Consider the following 16,148-nt stretch of genomic DNA (forward strand, 5'->3'; position numbering starts at 1 on the left):
GTGCCGTGGTGAATGACACCCGCTGGTTGAACGAGGTGACTTGGGACGATCAGGGCTTGATCCCGGTGATTGCCCAGGATGCCGCCACCGGCGATGTGCTGATGTTCGCGTGGATGAATCGTGAGGCGCTCTCGCGCACGGTCGAGAGTGGCGAGGCCGTTTACTGGAGCCGCTCGCGTCGCAAGATCTGGCACAAGGGCGAAGAGTCAGGTCATGTTCAGAAGGTCATCGAGATACGTCTTGATTGCGACGGCGACGTGATCCTGCTGAAAGTCGAACAACAGGGCGGCATCGCGTGCCATACGGGCAGGCGTTCTTGCTTCTTCACCCGTTTGCACGACGGCAGTCAGTGGCAAGTGCAGGAGCCGGTACTCAAAGACCCCAAGGACATCTACAAATGATCGATCCAGAAGTGCTGCAACGCCTCGGGCGCACACTGGCCGAGCGCAAGGGCGCTTCGGCCGACAGTTCCTACGTCGCCAGCCTCTACGCCAAGGGCACGGACGCAATCTGCAAGAAGGTTGCCGAAGAAGCCGCGGAAACCATCATGGCCGCCAAGGATGGCGATCTGCGTCATATCGTCCACGAAGTGACCGATCTGTGGTTCCACAGCATGATCCTGCTGTCGCAGTTCGGCCTTTCGGTTGACGATGTGCTGGTGGAGTTTCGCCGTCGAGAAGGCATCTCGGGGATCGACGAAAAAGCATCGCGAGGCACGGCATGAGCGACTGCCTGTTTTGCCGGATCGTGCGGGGCGAAATCCCTGCAACCAAGGTCTATGAAGATGAGCTTGTGCTGGCGTTCAAGGACATTCGTCCTGTTGCGCCGGTGCACCTGCTGGTGATTCCGAAGCGTCACATCGAATCGCTTGTAACAGCAACCAGCGATGATGCCGAAGTGCTTGGGCGCATGTTCTCGGTTATCGGCAAGATTGCCGCCGAGCAGGGTGCGACAGACGGTTTCCGGACGATCGTCAACTCGGGCAGGGTCGGTGGGCAGGAGGTGTATCATCTTCACGCACACGTAATCGGTGGCGGGGCACAGTTGCCAGCCATGATCAAGTATTGAGGAGTGCATTAAATGGGTTCTTTCAGCATCTGGCATTGGTTGGTCGTGTTGGTCATCGTCCTGCTCGTGTTCGGCACCAAGAAACTGCGCAACATCGGCGAAGATCTCGGCGGTGCGGTCAAAGGTTTCAAGCAGGGCATGAAGGACGGCAGTGACGCCGCCGCCCCCGATTCGGCCGAGGCCGCGCAGATCGCGAAGCAGACGATAGATGTCGCTGCGCGCGAGAAGGAAAAGAGCTGATTGCCGGTTTGCGATCGTCTGCAGGGCGCCGATGGCGGCGCCCTTTCCATTTCTGAGCGAGCCTGTGCATGTTTGATGTTGGATTCACAGAACTGATGGTGATTGGTCTGGTGGCGCTGGTCGTCATCGGCCCTGAAAAATTGCCGCGTGTTGCGCGCACCATCGGCCATCTTCTCGGGCGGATGCAGCGTCATGTCGCAGAGGTCAAGGCCGACATCAGTCGCGAGATCCAGCTCGACGAAATGAAGCGACTACAGTCGCAGGTTGTCGATTCGGCCCGCGAGATTGAAAACTCGATCCGTGACCAGGCGCGCGAGTTTGAAGACGCGATGAAGCCGATTGCGCACGAAGTTGAAACGCTGGCAACGCCGGCCGCCCAAGCTGTTGCTGCACCTGCGCTTGAGCAGCTTGTCGAGCTTCAGCCCACCGCACCAACCGACCCATCGGCGCCCCCACAGGCTGAGCCGGCCGGTCCCGATCGCGCGGACGACACGCAGCTCGATCTGTTTGGACAACCCATGCCCTCGCAACAAACGGTGCGCTGACCCGACATGGCCGATCTTCAAGAAGAAAGCTTCATCTCTCACCTGATCGAGTTGCGGACTCGTCTGGTCCGCGCTGCGGCGGCTTTCGCGATCGTGTTTCTCTGCCTGATGCCCTTTGCGTCGCAGATTTACGATCTGCTGGCTGCGCCGATGATGGCAACGCTGCCGCAGGGCACCCGCATGATCGCAACCGGCGTGGTGACGCCGTTCTTCGTGCCGATCAAGGTCACGATGATGGCTGCGTTCGTGATCGCGCTGCCCTTCTTGCTGTGGCAAGCGTGGGCTTTCATTGCGCCGGGGCTTTACGCGCACGAGAAGCGCCTTGCGGCGCCGCTGGTGATCGCCAGCACGCTGCTGTTCGTGATCGGAATGGCGTTCTGCTATTTCTTTGTTTTCAAGACCGTATTCAAGTTCATCGCGGCGTTTGCGCCCACCAGCATTACGCCGGCACCGGATATCGAGCAGTACCTCTCATTCGTGATGACGATGTTCATGGCCTTTGGCCTGACCTTCGAGGTGCCGGTGGTCGTGATTCTGCTGGTCACCGCCGGGCTGGTGACGATCGAAAAACTCAAGGAAGTGCGCTCCTACGTGATCGTGGGGGCCTTTGTGATTGCCGCAGTGATCACGCCGCCTGACGTGACTTCGCAGATCATGCTGGCGGTGCCGATGTGCCTGCTCTATGAGTTGGGCATCATCATTGCGCGGATGATTACGCCTCGACCGGACGATCCGGCGATTCAGGCGCGCGACTGAGTCATTCCGAGCTGGTGACGGCGGGCCGGCGCCCGATCACGATCTTTTGCTCGATTGCTTTCGAGCCGCGCATCAGTGAAAGGCTTGCTTCCGCACCGGGGGTCAGCCCGGCAATCGCTTCAAGCATGCGTGGTGGTGACCCCACGGGTTTGCCGTTGATGGCAACGAGCAGGTCTCCCGGTTCGATGCCCGCTTTGTCGGCGGGGGCGCCGTTTACGATGCCTGTGATCAGCGTGCCGGCCTGCGCGGGTAAGCCCAGCGTTTGAGCTTGTTCGGCGCTGAGTTCACGCACCTCAACCCCGATCCAGCCACGCGTGACTGATCCGGTCTGGATGATCTGCTCCATGACGTTTCGTGTCAGCGAGGCAGGAATTGCGAAACCGATTCCGAGTGATCCGCCCGAGCGCGAGTAGATGGCCGAGTTGATCCCGACCAGATTGCCGCGCGCGTCGACCAGTGCGCCGCCGGAATTCCCCGGGTTGATTGCAGCGTCTGTCTGGATGAAGTTCTCGAAGGTACTGATGCCCAGTTGCGAGCGGCCAAGTGCGCTGACAATCCCCATGGTCACGGTTTGCCCGACGCCGAACGGGTTTCCGATCGCCAGCACGACATCGCCCACCTGCAGCGTTTCGGCCGCACCGAACGTGATCGCCGGCAGCTTGTCGGCCGCGATATGCAGCACGGCGAGGTCAGTCTCCGGGTCGCGGCCGACGATCTTGGCCGGCAGCTTGCGCCCGTCGTAAAGCGCCACTTCGATTTCGTCGGCCTGCTCAACGACATGGTTGTTGGTCAGGATGTAGCCGGAATTGCTTGCGATCACGCCAGAGCCGAGTCCCGAAGCCCGGCGCTGTGTCGCGCTATCGCCGCGGTCGCCGAAGAAGTGGCGAAATAAGGGGTCGTCGGCAAACGGGTTGCGTGCGGCCTTGATCTCCTTGCTGGTGAAAATATGCACCACGGAAGGGAGTGCCTTGGCGGCCGCGCCGGCATAGGAGCTTTGCGCCGCGCTGACTGGCGCCGACTGTGTTGCCTCAGGCACGGCTTCGAGCACAGGAACGAACTGGGCAAGGGTCGGCTGCTTGGTGAACCAGCCGGGCTTGAGTGTCGTCACCACGAATAGCACGGCCAGTGAAACGGTGACTGCCTGGCAGAAGATCAGCCACAAGCGGCGCATAATCGATGCTCTCAAAACGGGGCGCACTACCCGGTTCGGGCCAAGCGCCGTATCCGCGCCAACGCTCGGCTGCGGGAAGGAAGAGTGGGACTCAATGCATCGCGATGAACTGACACGCTATCTGGATGATCTGCTGGGAGCCCCGCGGATCAAGGATTATTGCCCAAACGGTTTGCAGGTGGAAGGTCGTGCCGATGTGCGCAAGCTGGTTTGCGGCGTTACCGCTTCCCTGGCCCTGATCGATGCCGCGATTGCGCGCGGGGCAGACGGCTTGCTGGTGCATCACGGTTACTTCTGGCGCGGCGAAGACCCGCGCGTTCTTGCCACGCGGCGCAAGCGGCTTGCCCGACTGCTCGGGCATGACCTGAACCTTTACGCCTATCACTTGCCGCTCGACCTGCACCCTGAGCTCGGCAATAACGCCCAGTTGGCAAAGCTGATGGGGTGGCGCGCTGTCGGGCGTTTTGGCGATCAGGACATCGGCGTGATCGGGGAGCTTGAGGCGCCAGCCCCCCTGATGCAGGTGGCGCGTTCAATTGGAGCCCGGTTGGGGCGCGAGCCCCTGGTTGTGGGTGAGGCGGCAGGCGAGATCCGGCATGTGGCCTGGTGTACAGGCGCTGCGCAGGGCATGTTCGAAGCGGCGATTGCCGCGGGGGCCGAGCTGTTTGTTTCCGGTGAAGTGTCTGAGCCCACCGTGCATCTGGCGCGGGAGAGCGGCGTGCCCTACATCGCTGCAGGGCACCATGCCACTGAGCGCTACGGCGTGCATGCCTTGGGCGCGCATCTGCAGGCCCAACTTGGCATTCACTGCGAGTTTGTCGATATCGACAACCCGGCCTAGCGGGCCGGCGCTAGTCGCGCGCCTTGAGCGGTGGCAGTTCTTCGTCGAGGTTGAATTCGATCATCGACTCGGTGCGTTCCGGCACGAATGGCGCCGGCGCGGGCCGTGGCTTTGAGGGCGGCAGCGCGTCGTTGTCGACAGTGAAGATGGCGTCGAGCGGCGGTAGCGGGGGCGGCGCGGCTGGCTCTGTCTCGGGTTCAGGCGTCGCGGCCCGATCCACGGCGTCCTCGATGATGATCGGTGGCATGTGATGTGGTGCAGGCGGATTCTCCATCGCCAGCAGTTCTGCCGGGCTAGGGCGGAAGGGGCCCAGTTCGATCTCCAGCACCCCGTTCAGACACAGGATGTCGTCGACGATGCCGAGCGGAAACCCTTGGCGGGTGCCCTTGCGGTTGTCGCGAAGCAAGGTGTGCAAGAGCGATTGACATTCCCGTGTGCCCCAGCTTTGCTCGATCCGGCTGAGCACATGTGGCATTTGCTCGATGCTTTCGTTGGCGGCCTTGACGGTGTCGAACTCATCCCATGTCACCGCCTTCACATTGAAGGTCTTGTTCAGTTGCCCAGCCAGGGCGTCGAACTCCATCCGCATCGAGGCTGCCTTGTAAACCTCAAGCAACTTGATCCAGGGCTTGACTGCTTGCTTCGGGTTGGCGCGGATGAACTCCGCCAGCGTTTCGGCGGCGCCTTGCACACGACCGAAGGACATCATGATTTCGGCCAGTTCAACCGCCGAGTCGTGCTCTTCGACTTCGTCGTCAATATGCAAGAGGCTGCTGGGGCCGAGTGCATCCGGCGAAAGGGTGGGCGGTGACCAATCGATGGCGTCACGTGCGCCGGACTCCGCTTGCGGAGCGCCTTGACTGTCGGGCCAGATGTCCGAAACCGTCAACGGCTCAGCCTCGAACTCCACCTCTTCGTCTTCGGCCAGGTTCGCGGCACCAGGCAAGGGGGTGACGGGCTGCACCTGGATCCGGCGGCGGCGCCAAGCGAACCAGGCGCCGAAGGCCAGCAGCGGGATCATCGCGGCCGCCGCGAACCAACGCCAATCCTGCGTGGTGGATGCGGGCTCGCTTTGGATGGGGGCTGCGGTCTGGCTTGCGATCAGGCGCGTCAGGCGTGCGTTCTCGGCCTGAAGTGCTTGTTGTGCGGCCTCGAGCTGGCGGATGCGGTCGTTGAGCTCAAGCGTGGTCGCGATCTTGTCGTCGATCGCCAAGATCAACTGCTGTTCGCGCTGCAGCCGGACGCGCGTCGAATCATCCGGCACTGCATGTCGGCGCGATTCGTCGAGCTCCAGCGAAAGGCGTAGGGGGCGGTCGCCCTGATCGGCAGTCACCGAGAGGCGATCAGCGCTTGTGGGGCGATCCTTCGGCGGCCGCGTGCTCGTCGTGCCGCGGCGCGCTGTTGGTGCTAGCGCCTGCGGCGTGGCCGTATCCTGCTTTGCGTCGGCGGGGCGTTGCGGGTCGGCGCTTGGCTGTGTGCGCAGCGTCAGATCCGAGGGGACAATCAGGCGTGTGCCAGCGGGCAAGGCCCGTTTTGCAGCGTCGGAAGCCCCGCCGTAGACATCGGGGTTCGCGCTGATGATGTCTCGCGTGATCTGCGCTTGAAGTCGGCGATCGCCGGCGGCCAGCGCACGTGCAATGCTGGCGGCGCTTTCACCCTCAGCCGTTGACCAGGCGTCCCCTTCCCGAGCGCCAGCCTTTCGGCTTTGGCGGGGGCTTTCGTTCGCGCTTGCGTCGGTCGTTCGGGGCGGCTCGACCGTGGCAACAGGCGCCAGCAAAAGAGTGAATTCACGCCGGATCTGGGTGCCGCAACCAATCTGCATGCCTAGTACGATTGCTGGCTCATGCACTGCATACCGTGTGCTGACGACCAGTCGCGCTTTGTCGGGGCCGATGTGTTCAACGCGCGTGATTGCGTCGCGCACCCAAGGCAAGTCATCGTTGGCCGCCGACGGGATATAGGAACGGAAGCATTCTTGCCCCAGCTCCGATGCGTCATCGCCCACCAGCGCGATCTCAACCCTAAGCGGCTGCCCCAGGTGACTGCTGACCCGTGCGTCACCCAAGCCGGCCGCGTGCACGGCGCCCGCCGCCCCTAACAGCAGGCAAAGCAGTAAGGCGTGTCGTCCGAATTGAGTCTGCATCGAAGTCGAGTGGGAAGCTGCAACGATGGATGCGATGTCGCACCACGGTGTCTCTAACGACCAAAACACAGTGGACTTTAAGGCGGGAGGCGCACTAAAGCGAGCGCGGAGGCGGGGTTTGGCGTGGCGCCGTCGAATCGCCCCGGCAAATGCGAGGCTTTGGGCGGCGCTTGCGAACCGGACGGGGCGCTGATTGACCTATTTGAACGGCTTATTGATTTCACTGGGCGCAATCGTGTTTCGCATTATAGCAAAGCCGGAAAGCAAAATCGTTGACCTGACGTTCTTGTTGTTGTTGCGTCAGAGGCATACGCTGTACAGGTCGATTAAGCGCTCAACTTGATGACGGCGTTGCGTGTGTTCGCGTAAGCGGGCGGGTGCCGGAGCCTCAAGTCGCGCGCATGCCGGAACTCTCGCAACGCGTTGAATGCGGGTTTTGCGACGGCACCAAGTTTGAACTCGAAATGCCTCAGGAGGGCGATCATGGATGTAGCAGTCAAGTCAAAGGAAAACCCGGTGGTTGGCGAGCCGTGGCGCGGTTTTGCCGACGGCGTCTGGCAGAAGCAAGTCAATGTGCGCGACTTCATCCAGCGCAACTACACGCCCTACGAGGGCGATGACAGCTTCGTCTGTGGCGCGACCGATCGCATTTCGGCCCTGTGGGCAAAGCTTCAGCCGCTGATCGCCGAAGAGCGCGAGAAGGGCATTCTCGATGTCTCGCAGATTCCCTCGGGCATCACCTCGCACGAGCCCGGCTACATCGACAAAGACCTTGAGCTGATCGTCGGCCTGCAGACCGAAGCCCCGCTCAAGCGCGCAATCATGCCGTACGGCGGATGGCGCATGGTTGAAACCTCGCTGGAATCCTACGGCTACAAGGCAGACCCGAAGGTCGCCGAGATCTTCACCAAGTACCGCAAGACGCACAACGCCGGCGTGTTCGATGCCTACACCCCGAGCATCTTGGCCTGCCGCAAGTCCGGCATCGTTACCGGCTTGCCGGATGCCTACGGCCGTGGCCGCATCATCGGCGACTATCGCCGTGTGGCGCTGTACGGCGTGGATTTCCTGATCGCCGCGAAGAAGCGCGAGAAGGCCGAACTCAACGACGTGCATTCGACGGAAGACGTGATCCGCTTGCGCGAAGAGCTGTCGGAACAGATCCGTTCGCTTTCCGAACTCAAGGAAATGGCCGCCGGGTACGGTTACGACATTTCCAAGCCGGCCGCGACCGCACAGCAGGCGGTGCAGTGGACCTACTTCGGCTACCTCGCTGCGATCAAGTCGCAAAACGGTGCTGCGATGTCGGTGGGCCGCGTATCGACCTTCCTTGACGTGTATTTCGAGCGCGACCTGAAGGAAGGCCTGATCACCGAGCAGTTCGCCCAGGAAATCATGGACGACTTCGTGATGAAGCTGCGTCTGGTCCGCTTCCTGCGCACGCCGGAATACAACGAGCTGTTCTCGGGCGACCCGGTGTGGGCGACAGAGTCGATCGGCGGCATGGCCGAAGACGGCCGCACGCTGGTCACCAAGACCAGCTTCCGCATGCTGAACACCCTCTACACGCTGGGACCGGCCCCCGAGCCGAACCTCACCGTGTTCTGGACGCCGGCGCTGCCGGAAGGCTTCAAGCGTTTCTGCGCGAAGGTCTCGATCGACACTTCGTCGATCCAGTACGAGTCGGACGAGCTGATGCGCCCGCGTTGGGGTGACGACTGTGCGATCGCCTGCTGCGTGTCGGCGATGCGCGTCGGCAAGCAGATGCAGTTCTTCGGTGCCCGTGTGAACCTTGCGAAGACCATGCTCTACGCGATCAACGGCGGCCGCGACGAAATCTCCGGCGAGCAGGTGGGTCCGGTTCTGCCCCCGATCGAAGGCGATTACCTCGACTACGACACGGTGATGGCCCGTCTCGACACGATGATGGACTGGCTCGCGAAGACCTACGTGAATGCGCTGAACATCATTCACTACATGCACGACAAGTACGCGTACGAAGCGATCGAGATGGCGCTGCACGACCGCGACATTCTGCGCACCATGGCTTGCGGTATCGCTGGCCTGTCGCACGCGGCGGACAGCCTGTCGGCGATCAAGTTCGCCAAGGTCAAAGTGGTGCGTGATGAGCGTGGCCTGATTGTCGATTACGTCACTGAAGGCGACTTCCCGTGCTACGGCAATAACGATGACCAGGTTGATCAAATTGCGACTGGCCTCGTCACGTCGATGATGGAGAAGATCCGCAAGTACCCGACCTATCGCGATGCGATGCATACCCAGTCGGTGCTGACGATCACCTCCAACGTGGTGTACGGCAAGAAGACCGGCTCGACGCCGGACGGCCGCAAGAAGGGCGATGCCTTCGCGCCGGGTGCCAATCCGTCGAACCAGAAGGACACCCATGGTGCGCTGGCCGCGATGATGTCGGTGGCCAAGATCCCGTACGAAGACGCCGCTGACGGCATCTCGCTGACGCTGTCGTACTCGCCGAGCGCACTCGGTTCGGCCGAAGAGCGCACCGAGAAGCTCAAGGGCAGCCTTGATGGCTACTTCGGTAGCGAAGGCTTCCATGTGAACGTCAACGTGCTCAACCGCGATATGCTGATCGACGCCATGGAGCACCCGGAAAAGTATCCGCAGCTGACCATCCGGGTCTCGGGCTATGCGGTGAATTTCGTCAAGCTGACGCGTGAGCAGCAGATGGACGTGATCAACCGTACCTTCCACGGTTCCATGTAAGGAGATCCTCTCGTGGCGACACGCCTTTCCGGCAGTCGCTACGAGCTGAAGGTCCAATCCGGGGCCACCCAGTCGGGTGGCCCGGATCATTTTGCGATCCACGAGGCTGATCTTGAGGACATCGCAGAAAACGAGGACCAGCAGCTCGTCGGCTACATCCACTCCTACGAAATGGGCAGCGCGGTAGATGGCCCCGGCATTCGTGCCGTGGTCTTCCTCTCGGGCTGCCTCATGCGTTGTCAGTACTGTCACAACCCTGACACCTGGCACAAGATGCACGGTACGCCCACCACTGCGGGCGACCTGATGGCGGAGCTCAAGAAGTATGTGCGCCCGCTCACCTTGTCCAAGGGCGGCGTGACGATCAGCGGCGGCGAGCCGCTGGTGCAGCACCGTTTCGCCAAGCGCATCCTGCGCCGTTGCAAGGAGCTCGGGCTGCACACGGCGCTCGATACCTGCGGCCGGCTGGGCGAGAAGCTGTCGGACGAAGAGCTGATGGATGTCGATCTGAACCTGCTCGACATCAAATCCGGCGACCCGGACACCTACTTCCGCGCGACGCATCAACCGCTGCAGCCCACTCTGGACTATGCCAAGCGCTTGTCGGATCTGAACCGTCCAACCTGGGTGCGTTTCGTGCTCGTGCCTGGCCTGACCGATGACTACGACAACGTCGAACGCGTTGCCGACATCACCGCGTCGATCCGTAGTGTTGAGCGCGTGGATGTACTGCGCTTCCACCAGATGGGCCGCTCGAAGTGGGATGCGCTCAATCTGAAGTACCCCTTGGCGGATGCTCATCCGCCCAGCAACGAGCTGACCGAGCGCGTCAAAGAGCAGTTCCGGGCGCGTGGCCTCAAGGTTTATTGAGGGCTTGGGTGGGAGTCGGGGTGGCGGCTGATCGCTGTCAATATTGCGGCGCAATATGAATGGCAGAATTTTCGACACCCCTTCTTCGGACCCGACGCGATGGATGAGTTGAAGAACCTCACCTACGACGATCTGCACGTCGGCGCGTCGATGGAAATCACCCACACCGTCACCGCGACCAACGTTGCGATGCTCTCGCAGCTCTCGGGTGACGCCGAGGCGTTTCACCCCGAAACCGACAAGACCGATGAGAAGCTCTCGGTCCAGGGCGTCTGCGCGGTGGCCTTGATGTCCAACGTGGTCATGCGCCGTTTGCCCGGCCCTGGCTCGCGCATCATCAATCAGAGCTTGCATGCTGGTGGTTTCATCACCGATGGCGATGAACTCACTGCATCGGTGCGGGTGCATAACAAGTATCCGGGCGATCGCACCGTCGAGCTCGACATCCGCATCGTGAATCAGCACGGAGACAACGTGCTGTGGGGCTCGTTAACCGTGCTGCCGCCGGGCACCAAGGGGCGTTTTGCCGATTCGCGCCAGACGGCGTTCTACATGCCGCGCAACGACTCGTTCGCCAAGATGTACGCCGCCTGCGCCGGCATCCCGCCGGTACTGACCGCGGTAGTGCACCCCTGCGACCGTGAGGCCTTGCTGGGCCCGGTGGAGGCGGCGCGCAAGGGGCTGATTACGCCGGTTCTGGTGGGGCCGCTTGCGAAAATCCGTGCGGTGGCCGATGCCGAGGGCGTTGATCTGTCGCCGTTTGAGGTAATCGATTGCGAGCACAGCCACGCAGCCGCCGAACATGCTGTGAGCCTTGCCCGTCTTGGTAAGGTGCAGGCCCTGATGAAGGGCAGCCTGCACACCGATGAGCTGATGGCCGCGGTGGTCAAGAGCGCCACCGGGCTGCGCACCTCGCGCCGGGTCAGCCACGTGTTCGTGATGGACGTGCCGGCCTACCCGCGGATGCTGTTGGTGACCGATGCCGCGATCAACATCTTCCCAACGGTGGAGGAGAAGGTCGACATCGTCCTGAACGCGGTTGAGCTTGCGCACATCCTCGGGATTGCGTTGCCCAAGGTAGCGGTGATCTCGGCGGTTGAAACGGTGAACCCGAAGATCCAGTCGACGATCGACGCAGCGATGCTGTGCAAGATGGCCGACCGAAAACAGATCACCGGCTGCGTGATTGACGGGCCGTTGGGTTTTGACAACGCCGTCAGCGAGGCCGCCGCCAAAACAAAGAAGATCGTCTCGCCGGTGGCGGGGCGCGCCGACATCCTGATCGTGCCCGATCTGGAAGCCGGCAACATGGTTGCGAAGCAGCTTCAATATCTTGCCGGTGCCGACAGCGCTGGCATCGTGCTCGGCGCCAAGGTGCCGATCGTTCTGACCAGCCGGGCCGACTCTGTCGCGATCCGGATGGCCTCCACCGCCGTGATGGCGCTGATTGCGCACTATCGCAGCACGGGAGAGATCCCGATGAATACCCCCTGAAAAAACAAAAGGTTTCCCCATGACCGATGCAATTGTTGTGCTGAACGCAGGCTCATCGAGCCTCAAGTTTTCTGTGTTTGCAGTTGAAGACGGCGAGATCAACCTGCGCCTGCGTGGCCAGCTTGAAGGCCTGTTCACCTCGCCCAAGTTCGTTGGCAAGACGGCCGACGGCAAGGTGTTGGGCGAACACGCCTGGCCCGAGGGCCATCAGTTGGGCCACGAGGGCGCGATGGCGCACCTCACCGCCTTCCTTGATGCGCATACCGAAGGGCTCGAGATCAAGGCCATCGGCCACCGCGTGGTGCACGGCGGCGTTGAATTCGCCGAGCCGGTACGCCTTGATCCGGCGACGCTCAAGCGCCTTGAGGCCTTTGTGCCGCTGGCGCCGCTGCACCAGCCGAACAACCTGCTGCCGATCCGTTTGCTGCTTGAAAGCGGCACCAAGGCGACGCAGGTCGCGTGTTTCGACACCGCGTTCCACCGCGACCAGCCGCTGATTGCGCAAATGTACGCGCTGCCGCATGAAATGACAGCCGCCGGCATCCGCCGCTATGGTTTCCATGGCCTCTCGTACGAGTTCATCGCCTCGGTCATGGCGCAACACGACGAGCGCGCCGCCAAGGGCCGCACAGTGGTGTTCCACCTCGGCAACGGCGCCAGCATGTGTGCGGTTGAAAACGGCCGTAGCGTTGCGACGACGATGGGTTTTACCGCGGTCGACGGCTTGCCGATGGGCACCCGCTGTGGCTCGGTTGACCCCGGCGTGCTGCTGTATCTGATGGATCAGCGCGGCATGGATGCGCGTGCGATCGAAAAACTGATCTACCACCGCTCTGGCTTGCTGGGCATGTCCGGCATTTCGAGCGACTGCCGTGCGCTGGAAGAGTCCGATGAGCGCAATGCCAAGCTGGCGCTCGATCACTTTTGCTACCGCGCCGCGCGCGAGCTGGCATCGCTGGCCGCGACGATGGGCGGAGTGGATGCCGTGGTGTTCACCGCCGGCATCGGTGAGAACTCGCCGACGGTTCGCGCGAAGATCCTTGAGCAGGCAGCCTGGCTGGGCATCGATCTTGATGTCGAAGCCAACAACTGCCGTGGCTTTGCGAAGATCAGCACCGCCGCCAGCAAGGTCAACGCGTGGGTCATCCCAACCAATGAAGAACTGATGATCGCGCGTCACGCCTGGCGTGTGGTCCACGGCTGATCCAGCCACCAAGAACCCACCTCTCCCCCGGGTACGGCCGGTTGCTGCAAGGCGCCGGCCGTTTTCACGTCGGCGGGCCTGCCGCCGCATGCATTGCTATCATCCGACGCTCAGGGAAGCGGCTGGCCGACGCCGGGGGGCGATTGGCCAGCACAAATGGGGGAGAGCATGGCATTACCAGAACCGGGGCCACGACGTCGCTTGCACACGCGCCGGATCGAGGCCGAGGGCTACCTTCGTGACGACGGGCATTTCGAACTCGACGCTACATTGGTGGATCTGAAAGACCAGGACTACGAGATCCTCTCGGGCGTCCGCGCGGCCGGCTCGCCGGTTCACCAGATGCGGGTGCGGCTGACCATCGACAAACGCTTCAACGTGCTGGATGCGATCGCAGACACCGAGTGGGCGCCTTACACCGGATACTGCGAAACCATTGCGCCGGCCTATCGGCAGCTGGTCGGGCTGAATCTGTTTCAGGGGTTTCGCAAGGCTATGCGCGAGCGCTTTGCTGACGTGCACGGCTGCACCCACCTGACCGAGCTGCTGCTGACCTTGCCCACGGTGGCATTGCAGACTTTCGCCACCCTGATCCGCGAAGATGACTCGGGTGATCGCAAGCCTTACCAGCTCGATCGCTGCCACGCTCTTGATTCAGCAGGCGCCGCGGCGCAGCGTTACTACCCCAGGTGGTATCGGCCGCATGTGCCAGGCGAGACCGAGTAGCCGTAAGTAACGCGCAAGGGCGATTCGGTTACAATCCGCCGATCCGGGTGTTGCACTGCGGCAAAGGGGCTGCCACGCGCCCGGTCTGGCTTCTGCTAAGGGGGAGGGGGCGGATCCACTGCGTCAAAGGGGGCGCAGTCCGTCTCGCTTGCCCGTATTCCGACCCGATACCAACTTTGAGCCTACTGCGCCCGGCCTTGCCGGGTGGGGGGCAGAGATCGAAGGGCAACCATGAAGATTCACGAGTACCAGGCGAAAGAAGTCCTGCGCAAATACGGTGTTGTGACGCCGCGCGGCATCCCGTGTTTTTCCGTCGATGAGGCGGTGAAGGCGGCCGAAGAACTTGGCGGCAAGATCTGGGTGGTGAAGGCCCAGATCCACGCGGGTGGTCGCGGCAAGGGCGGCGGCGTCAAACTCGCGCGTTCGCTCGATGAAGTGCGCGCACTCGCTGGCGAGATCCTCGGCATGCAGCTCATCACGCACCAGACCGGCCCGGAAGGCCAGAAGGTCCGTCGCCTGCTGATCGAAGAAGGCGCCGACATCAAGAAGGAATACTACGTTGCCGCGCTGACCGACCGTGCTACGCAGAAGGTGGCCATGATGGCCTCTTCCGAGGGCGGCATGGACATCGAAGAGGTTGCGCACAACACGCCGGAGAAGATCATCAAGGTCTTCGTTGATCCGGCAGCCGGCCTGACCGACGCACAAGCCAAGGAACTCGCGAGCGGCATCGGTGTGCCCGAAGCCTCGATTCCGCAGGCCGTGGATACGCTCAAGCGCCTGTACACCTGCTACATGGAAACCGATGCCTCGCTGGCGGAAATCAACCCGCTGATCCTCGAAGGCAACGGCAACATCAAGGCGCTCGACGCCAAGTTCAACTTCGATGCGAACGCGCTCTTCCGCCACCCGGAGATCGTTGCCTACCGCGACCTGGACGAAGAAGACGCGGACGAGATCGAGGCCTCGAAGTTCGACCTCGCCTACATCTCGCTCGACGGCAACATCGGCTGCCTGGTGAATGGTGCCGGTCTGGCGATGGCGACCATGGACACGATCAAGCTCTTCGGCGCCGAGCCGGCGAACTTCCTCGATGTGGGCGGCGGCGCAACGACCGAGAAGGTCACCGAAGCCTTCAAGATCATGCTCAAGAATCCCAAGGTCAAGGGCATCCTGGTCAACATCTTCGGCGGCATCATGAAGTGCGACACCATCGCCACCGGCGTGGTCACCGCAGCCAAGGAAACCCACCTGTCGGTGCCCTTGGTCGTGCGCATGAAGGGCACCAACGAAGATCTGGGCAAGAAGATCCTCGCCGAATCCGGCCTGCCGATCATCGCGGCCGACACCATGGCCGAAGCGGCTGAAAAAATCGTTGCTGCCGTCAAGTAATGGCCGGAGAAAACTGAAATGTCGATTCTCATCAACAAAGACACCAAGGTCATCACCCAGGGCATCACTGGCAAGACCGGCCAGTTTCACACCGAAAAATGCCAGGAGTACGCGAACGGCAAGAATTGCTTCGTTGCCGGCGTGAACCCGAAGAAGGCGGGCGAGTCGATCTTCAACATCCCGATCTTCGGTTCGGTGAAGGAAGCCGCTTCTGAAACCGGCGCGACCGTATCGGTGATCTACGTGCCGCCGGCGGGCGCGGCCGCTGCGATCTGGGAAGCCGTCGAGGCCGATCTGGATCTGGCGATCTGTATCACCGAGGGCATCCCGGTTCGCGACATGCTCGAAGTGCGCAACAAGATGAAGGCCAAGGAAGCGGCCGGCGGCAAGAAGACCCTGCTGCTGGGGCCGAACTGCCCGGGCCTGATCACGCCTGACGAAATCAAGATCGGCATCATGCCGGGCCACATCCACCGCAAGGGCCGCATCGGCGTGGTGTCGCGTTCGGGTACGCTGACCTATGAAGCGGTCGCGCAGCTGACCGAAATCGGCCTCGGCCAATCGTCGGCTGTCGGCATCGGTGGCGACCCGATCAACGGCCTCAAGCACATCGATGTGATGCGCATGTTCAACGACGATCCGGATACCGATGCGGTGATCATGATCGGCGAGATCGGCGGCCCCGACGAAGCCGAAGCGGCGATGTGGTGCAAGGCCAACATGAAGAAGCCGATCGTTGGCTTCATCGCTGGCGTGACCGCGCCGGCCGGCAAGCGCATGGGCCACGCTGGTGCGCTGATCTCCGGCGGCGCCGATACCGCAGATGCCAAGCTCGCCATCATGGAAGAGTGCGGCTTCAAGGTGACCCGCAACCCGTCTGAAATGGCGCGCTTGCTCAAGGGCATGCTCTGACCCTGAGCTTAGTGTTGTGTAACAACGCCCGGCCTTGGCCGGGC

Annotated in this window: 16 protein-coding genes; 14 read left to right on the forward strand and 2 right to left on the reverse strand. The window is 62.1% G+C overall.

All coding sequences use genetic code 11. The features are described 5' to 3' along the window. The first annotated feature begins 5 nt into the window (after nt 1–5). The 6 genes from hisI (at nt 6) to tatC (ending at nt 2,609) form a co-directional block, all read left to right on the forward strand. Nucleotides 6–401, forward strand: a complete 396-nt coding sequence (hisI, locus tag OPU71_RS01855) for a phosphoribosyl-AMP cyclohydrolase (RefSeq protein ID WP_267724876.1) — start codon at nt 6–8, stop codon at nt 399–401. Continuing rightward, complete coding sequence (locus tag OPU71_RS01860) at nt 398–724, forward strand: phosphoribosyl-ATP diphosphatase (RefSeq protein WP_267724428.1); 327 nt, start codon at nt 398–400, stop codon at nt 722–724. The genes hisI and OPU71_RS01860 overlap by 4 nt, the downstream gene beginning before the upstream one ends. Further along, the gene (locus OPU71_RS01865; RefSeq protein ID WP_267724430.1) at nt 721–1,068 is read left to right on the forward strand and encodes a histidine triad nucleotide-binding protein; all 348 of its coding nucleotides are present in this window, start codon (nt 721–723) and stop codon (nt 1,066–1,068) included. The genes OPU71_RS01860 and OPU71_RS01865 overlap by 4 nt, the downstream gene beginning before the upstream one ends. A 12-nt stretch (nt 1,069–1,080) precedes the next feature. Further along, nucleotides 1,081–1,308 (forward strand): Sec-independent protein translocase subunit TatA, encoded by a 228-nt coding sequence (gene tatA / locus OPU71_RS01870; RefSeq protein ID WP_267724432.1) that lies wholly within the window; start codon nt 1,081–1,083, stop codon nt 1,306–1,308. Nucleotides 1,309–1,376: 68 nt separating this feature from the next. Beyond that, nucleotides 1,377–1,853, forward strand: coding sequence for a Sec-independent protein translocase protein TatB (gene tatB / locus OPU71_RS01875; protein WP_267724434.1), 477 nt, complete (start codon nt 1,377–1,379; stop codon nt 1,851–1,853). A gap of 6 nt (nt 1,854–1,859) precedes the next feature. Continuing rightward, the gene (tatC, locus tag OPU71_RS01880; protein ID WP_267724435.1) at nt 1,860–2,609 is read left to right on the forward strand and encodes a twin-arginine translocase subunit TatC; all 750 of its coding nucleotides are present in this window, start codon (nt 1,860–1,862) and stop codon (nt 2,607–2,609) included. A 1-nt stretch (nt 2,610) separates the two neighbouring features. On the opposite strand, the gene OPU71_RS01885 is transcribed toward tatC, so the two are convergent. Next, on the reverse strand, nt 2,611–3,780 hold the full coding sequence (locus OPU71_RS01885) for a Do family serine endopeptidase (RefSeq protein WP_267724436.1): 1,170 nt from the start codon (nt 3,778–3,780) through the stop codon (nt 2,611–2,613). A 94-nt stretch (nt 3,781–3,874) separates the two neighbouring features. On the opposite strand from OPU71_RS01885, the gene OPU71_RS01890 reads away from it, so the two are divergent. Further along, entirely contained in the window at nt 3,875–4,621 is a 747-nt protein-coding gene (locus tag OPU71_RS01890; protein WP_267724438.1) for a Nif3-like dinuclear metal center hexameric protein, read from the forward strand. Nucleotides 4,622–4,631: 10 nt separating this feature from the next. Here OPU71_RS01890 and OPU71_RS01895 read toward each other — a convergent pair whose 3' ends face one another. After that, the gene (locus tag OPU71_RS01895) at nt 4,632–6,701 is read right to left on the reverse strand and encodes a FimV family protein (RefSeq protein ID WP_267724440.1); all 2,070 of its coding nucleotides are present in this window, start codon (nt 6,699–6,701) and stop codon (nt 4,632–4,634) included. A 546-nt stretch (nt 6,702–7,247) separates the two neighbouring features. On the opposite strand from OPU71_RS01895, the gene pflB reads away from it, so the two are divergent. The 7 genes from pflB to sucD all read left to right on the forward strand — a co-directional run bounded on the left by pflB (nt 7,248) and on the right by sucD (nt 16,104). Continuing rightward, a complete protein-coding gene (gene pflB / locus OPU71_RS01900) occupies nt 7,248–9,506 on the forward strand; it encodes a formate C-acetyltransferase (RefSeq protein WP_267724442.1) in 2,259 nt (752 codons plus the stop codon). A gap of 12 nt (nt 9,507–9,518) precedes the next feature. Next, on the forward strand, nt 9,519–10,376 hold the full coding sequence (gene pflA / locus OPU71_RS01905; RefSeq protein ID WP_267724444.1) for a pyruvate formate-lyase-activating protein: 858 nt from the start codon (nt 9,519–9,521) through the stop codon (nt 10,374–10,376). 99 nt (nt 10,377–10,475) lie between these two features. Beyond that, the gene (locus OPU71_RS01910) at nt 10,476–11,870 is read left to right on the forward strand and encodes a bifunctional enoyl-CoA hydratase/phosphate acetyltransferase (protein ID WP_267724446.1); all 1,395 of its coding nucleotides are present in this window, start codon (nt 10,476–10,478) and stop codon (nt 11,868–11,870) included. Nucleotides 11,871–11,889: 19 nt separating this feature from the next. After that, nucleotides 11,890–13,074, forward strand: coding sequence for an acetate/propionate family kinase (locus OPU71_RS01915; RefSeq protein ID WP_267724448.1), 1,185 nt, complete (start codon nt 11,890–11,892; stop codon nt 13,072–13,074). Nucleotides 13,075–13,242: 168 nt separating this feature from the next. After that, entirely contained in the window at nt 13,243–13,800 is a 558-nt protein-coding gene (locus tag OPU71_RS01920) for a DUF2889 domain-containing protein (RefSeq protein WP_267724451.1), read from the forward strand. A 231-nt stretch (nt 13,801–14,031) separates the two neighbouring features. After that, on the forward strand, nt 14,032–15,192 hold the full coding sequence (gene sucC, locus OPU71_RS01925; RefSeq protein ID WP_267724453.1) for an ADP-forming succinate--CoA ligase subunit beta: 1,161 nt from the start codon (nt 14,032–14,034) through the stop codon (nt 15,190–15,192). An 18-nt stretch (nt 15,193–15,210) separates the two neighbouring features. Then, nucleotides 15,211–16,104, forward strand: coding sequence for a succinate--CoA ligase subunit alpha (sucD, locus tag OPU71_RS01930; protein ID WP_267724455.1), 894 nt, complete (start codon nt 15,211–15,213; stop codon nt 16,102–16,104). Nucleotides 16,105–16,148: the final 44 nt, after the last annotated feature.

Origin of the sequence: Niveibacterium sp. 24ML (assembly GCF_026586805.1) — a bacterium.
Lineage (GTDB): Bacteria > Pseudomonadota > Gammaproteobacteria > Burkholderiales > Rhodocyclaceae > Niveibacterium.

Coding starts and splice junctions, on each gene's coding strand:
- OPU71_RS01860 (WP_267724428.1), top strand. CDS start 398: ATGATCGATCCAGAAGTGCTGCAACGCCTCGGGCGCACACTGGCCGAG.
- OPU71_RS01865 (WP_267724430.1), top strand. CDS start 721: ATGAGCGACTGCCTGTTTTGCCGGATCGTGCGGGGCGAAATCCCTGCA.
- tatA (WP_267724432.1), top strand. CDS start 1,081: ATGGGTTCTTTCAGCATCTGGCATTGGTTGGTCGTGTTGGTCATCGTC.
- tatB (WP_267724434.1), top strand. CDS start 1,377: ATGTTTGATGTTGGATTCACAGAACTGATGGTGATTGGTCTGGTGGCG.
- tatC (WP_267724435.1), top strand. CDS start 1,860: ATGGCCGATCTTCAAGAAGAAAGCTTCATCTCTCACCTGATCGAGTTG.
- OPU71_RS01885 (WP_267724436.1), bottom strand. CDS start 3,780: ATGCGCCGCTTGTGGCTGATCTTCTGCCAGGCAGTCACCGTTTCACTG.
- OPU71_RS01890 (WP_267724438.1), top strand. CDS start 3,875: ATGCATCGCGATGAACTGACACGCTATCTGGATGATCTGCTGGGAGCC.
- pflB (WP_267724442.1), top strand. CDS start 7,248: ATGGATGTAGCAGTCAAGTCAAAGGAAAACCCGGTGGTTGGCGAGCCG.
- OPU71_RS01910 (WP_267724446.1), top strand. CDS start 10,476: ATGGATGAGTTGAAGAACCTCACCTACGACGATCTGCACGTCGGCGCG.
- OPU71_RS01915 (WP_267724448.1), top strand. CDS start 11,890: ATGACCGATGCAATTGTTGTGCTGAACGCAGGCTCATCGAGCCTCAAG.
- OPU71_RS01920 (WP_267724451.1), top strand. CDS start 13,243: ATGGCATTACCAGAACCGGGGCCACGACGTCGCTTGCACACGCGCCGG.
- sucC (WP_267724453.1), top strand. CDS start 14,032: ATGAAGATTCACGAGTACCAGGCGAAAGAAGTCCTGCGCAAATACGGT.
- sucD (WP_267724455.1), top strand. CDS start 15,211: ATGTCGATTCTCATCAACAAAGACACCAAGGTCATCACCCAGGGCATC.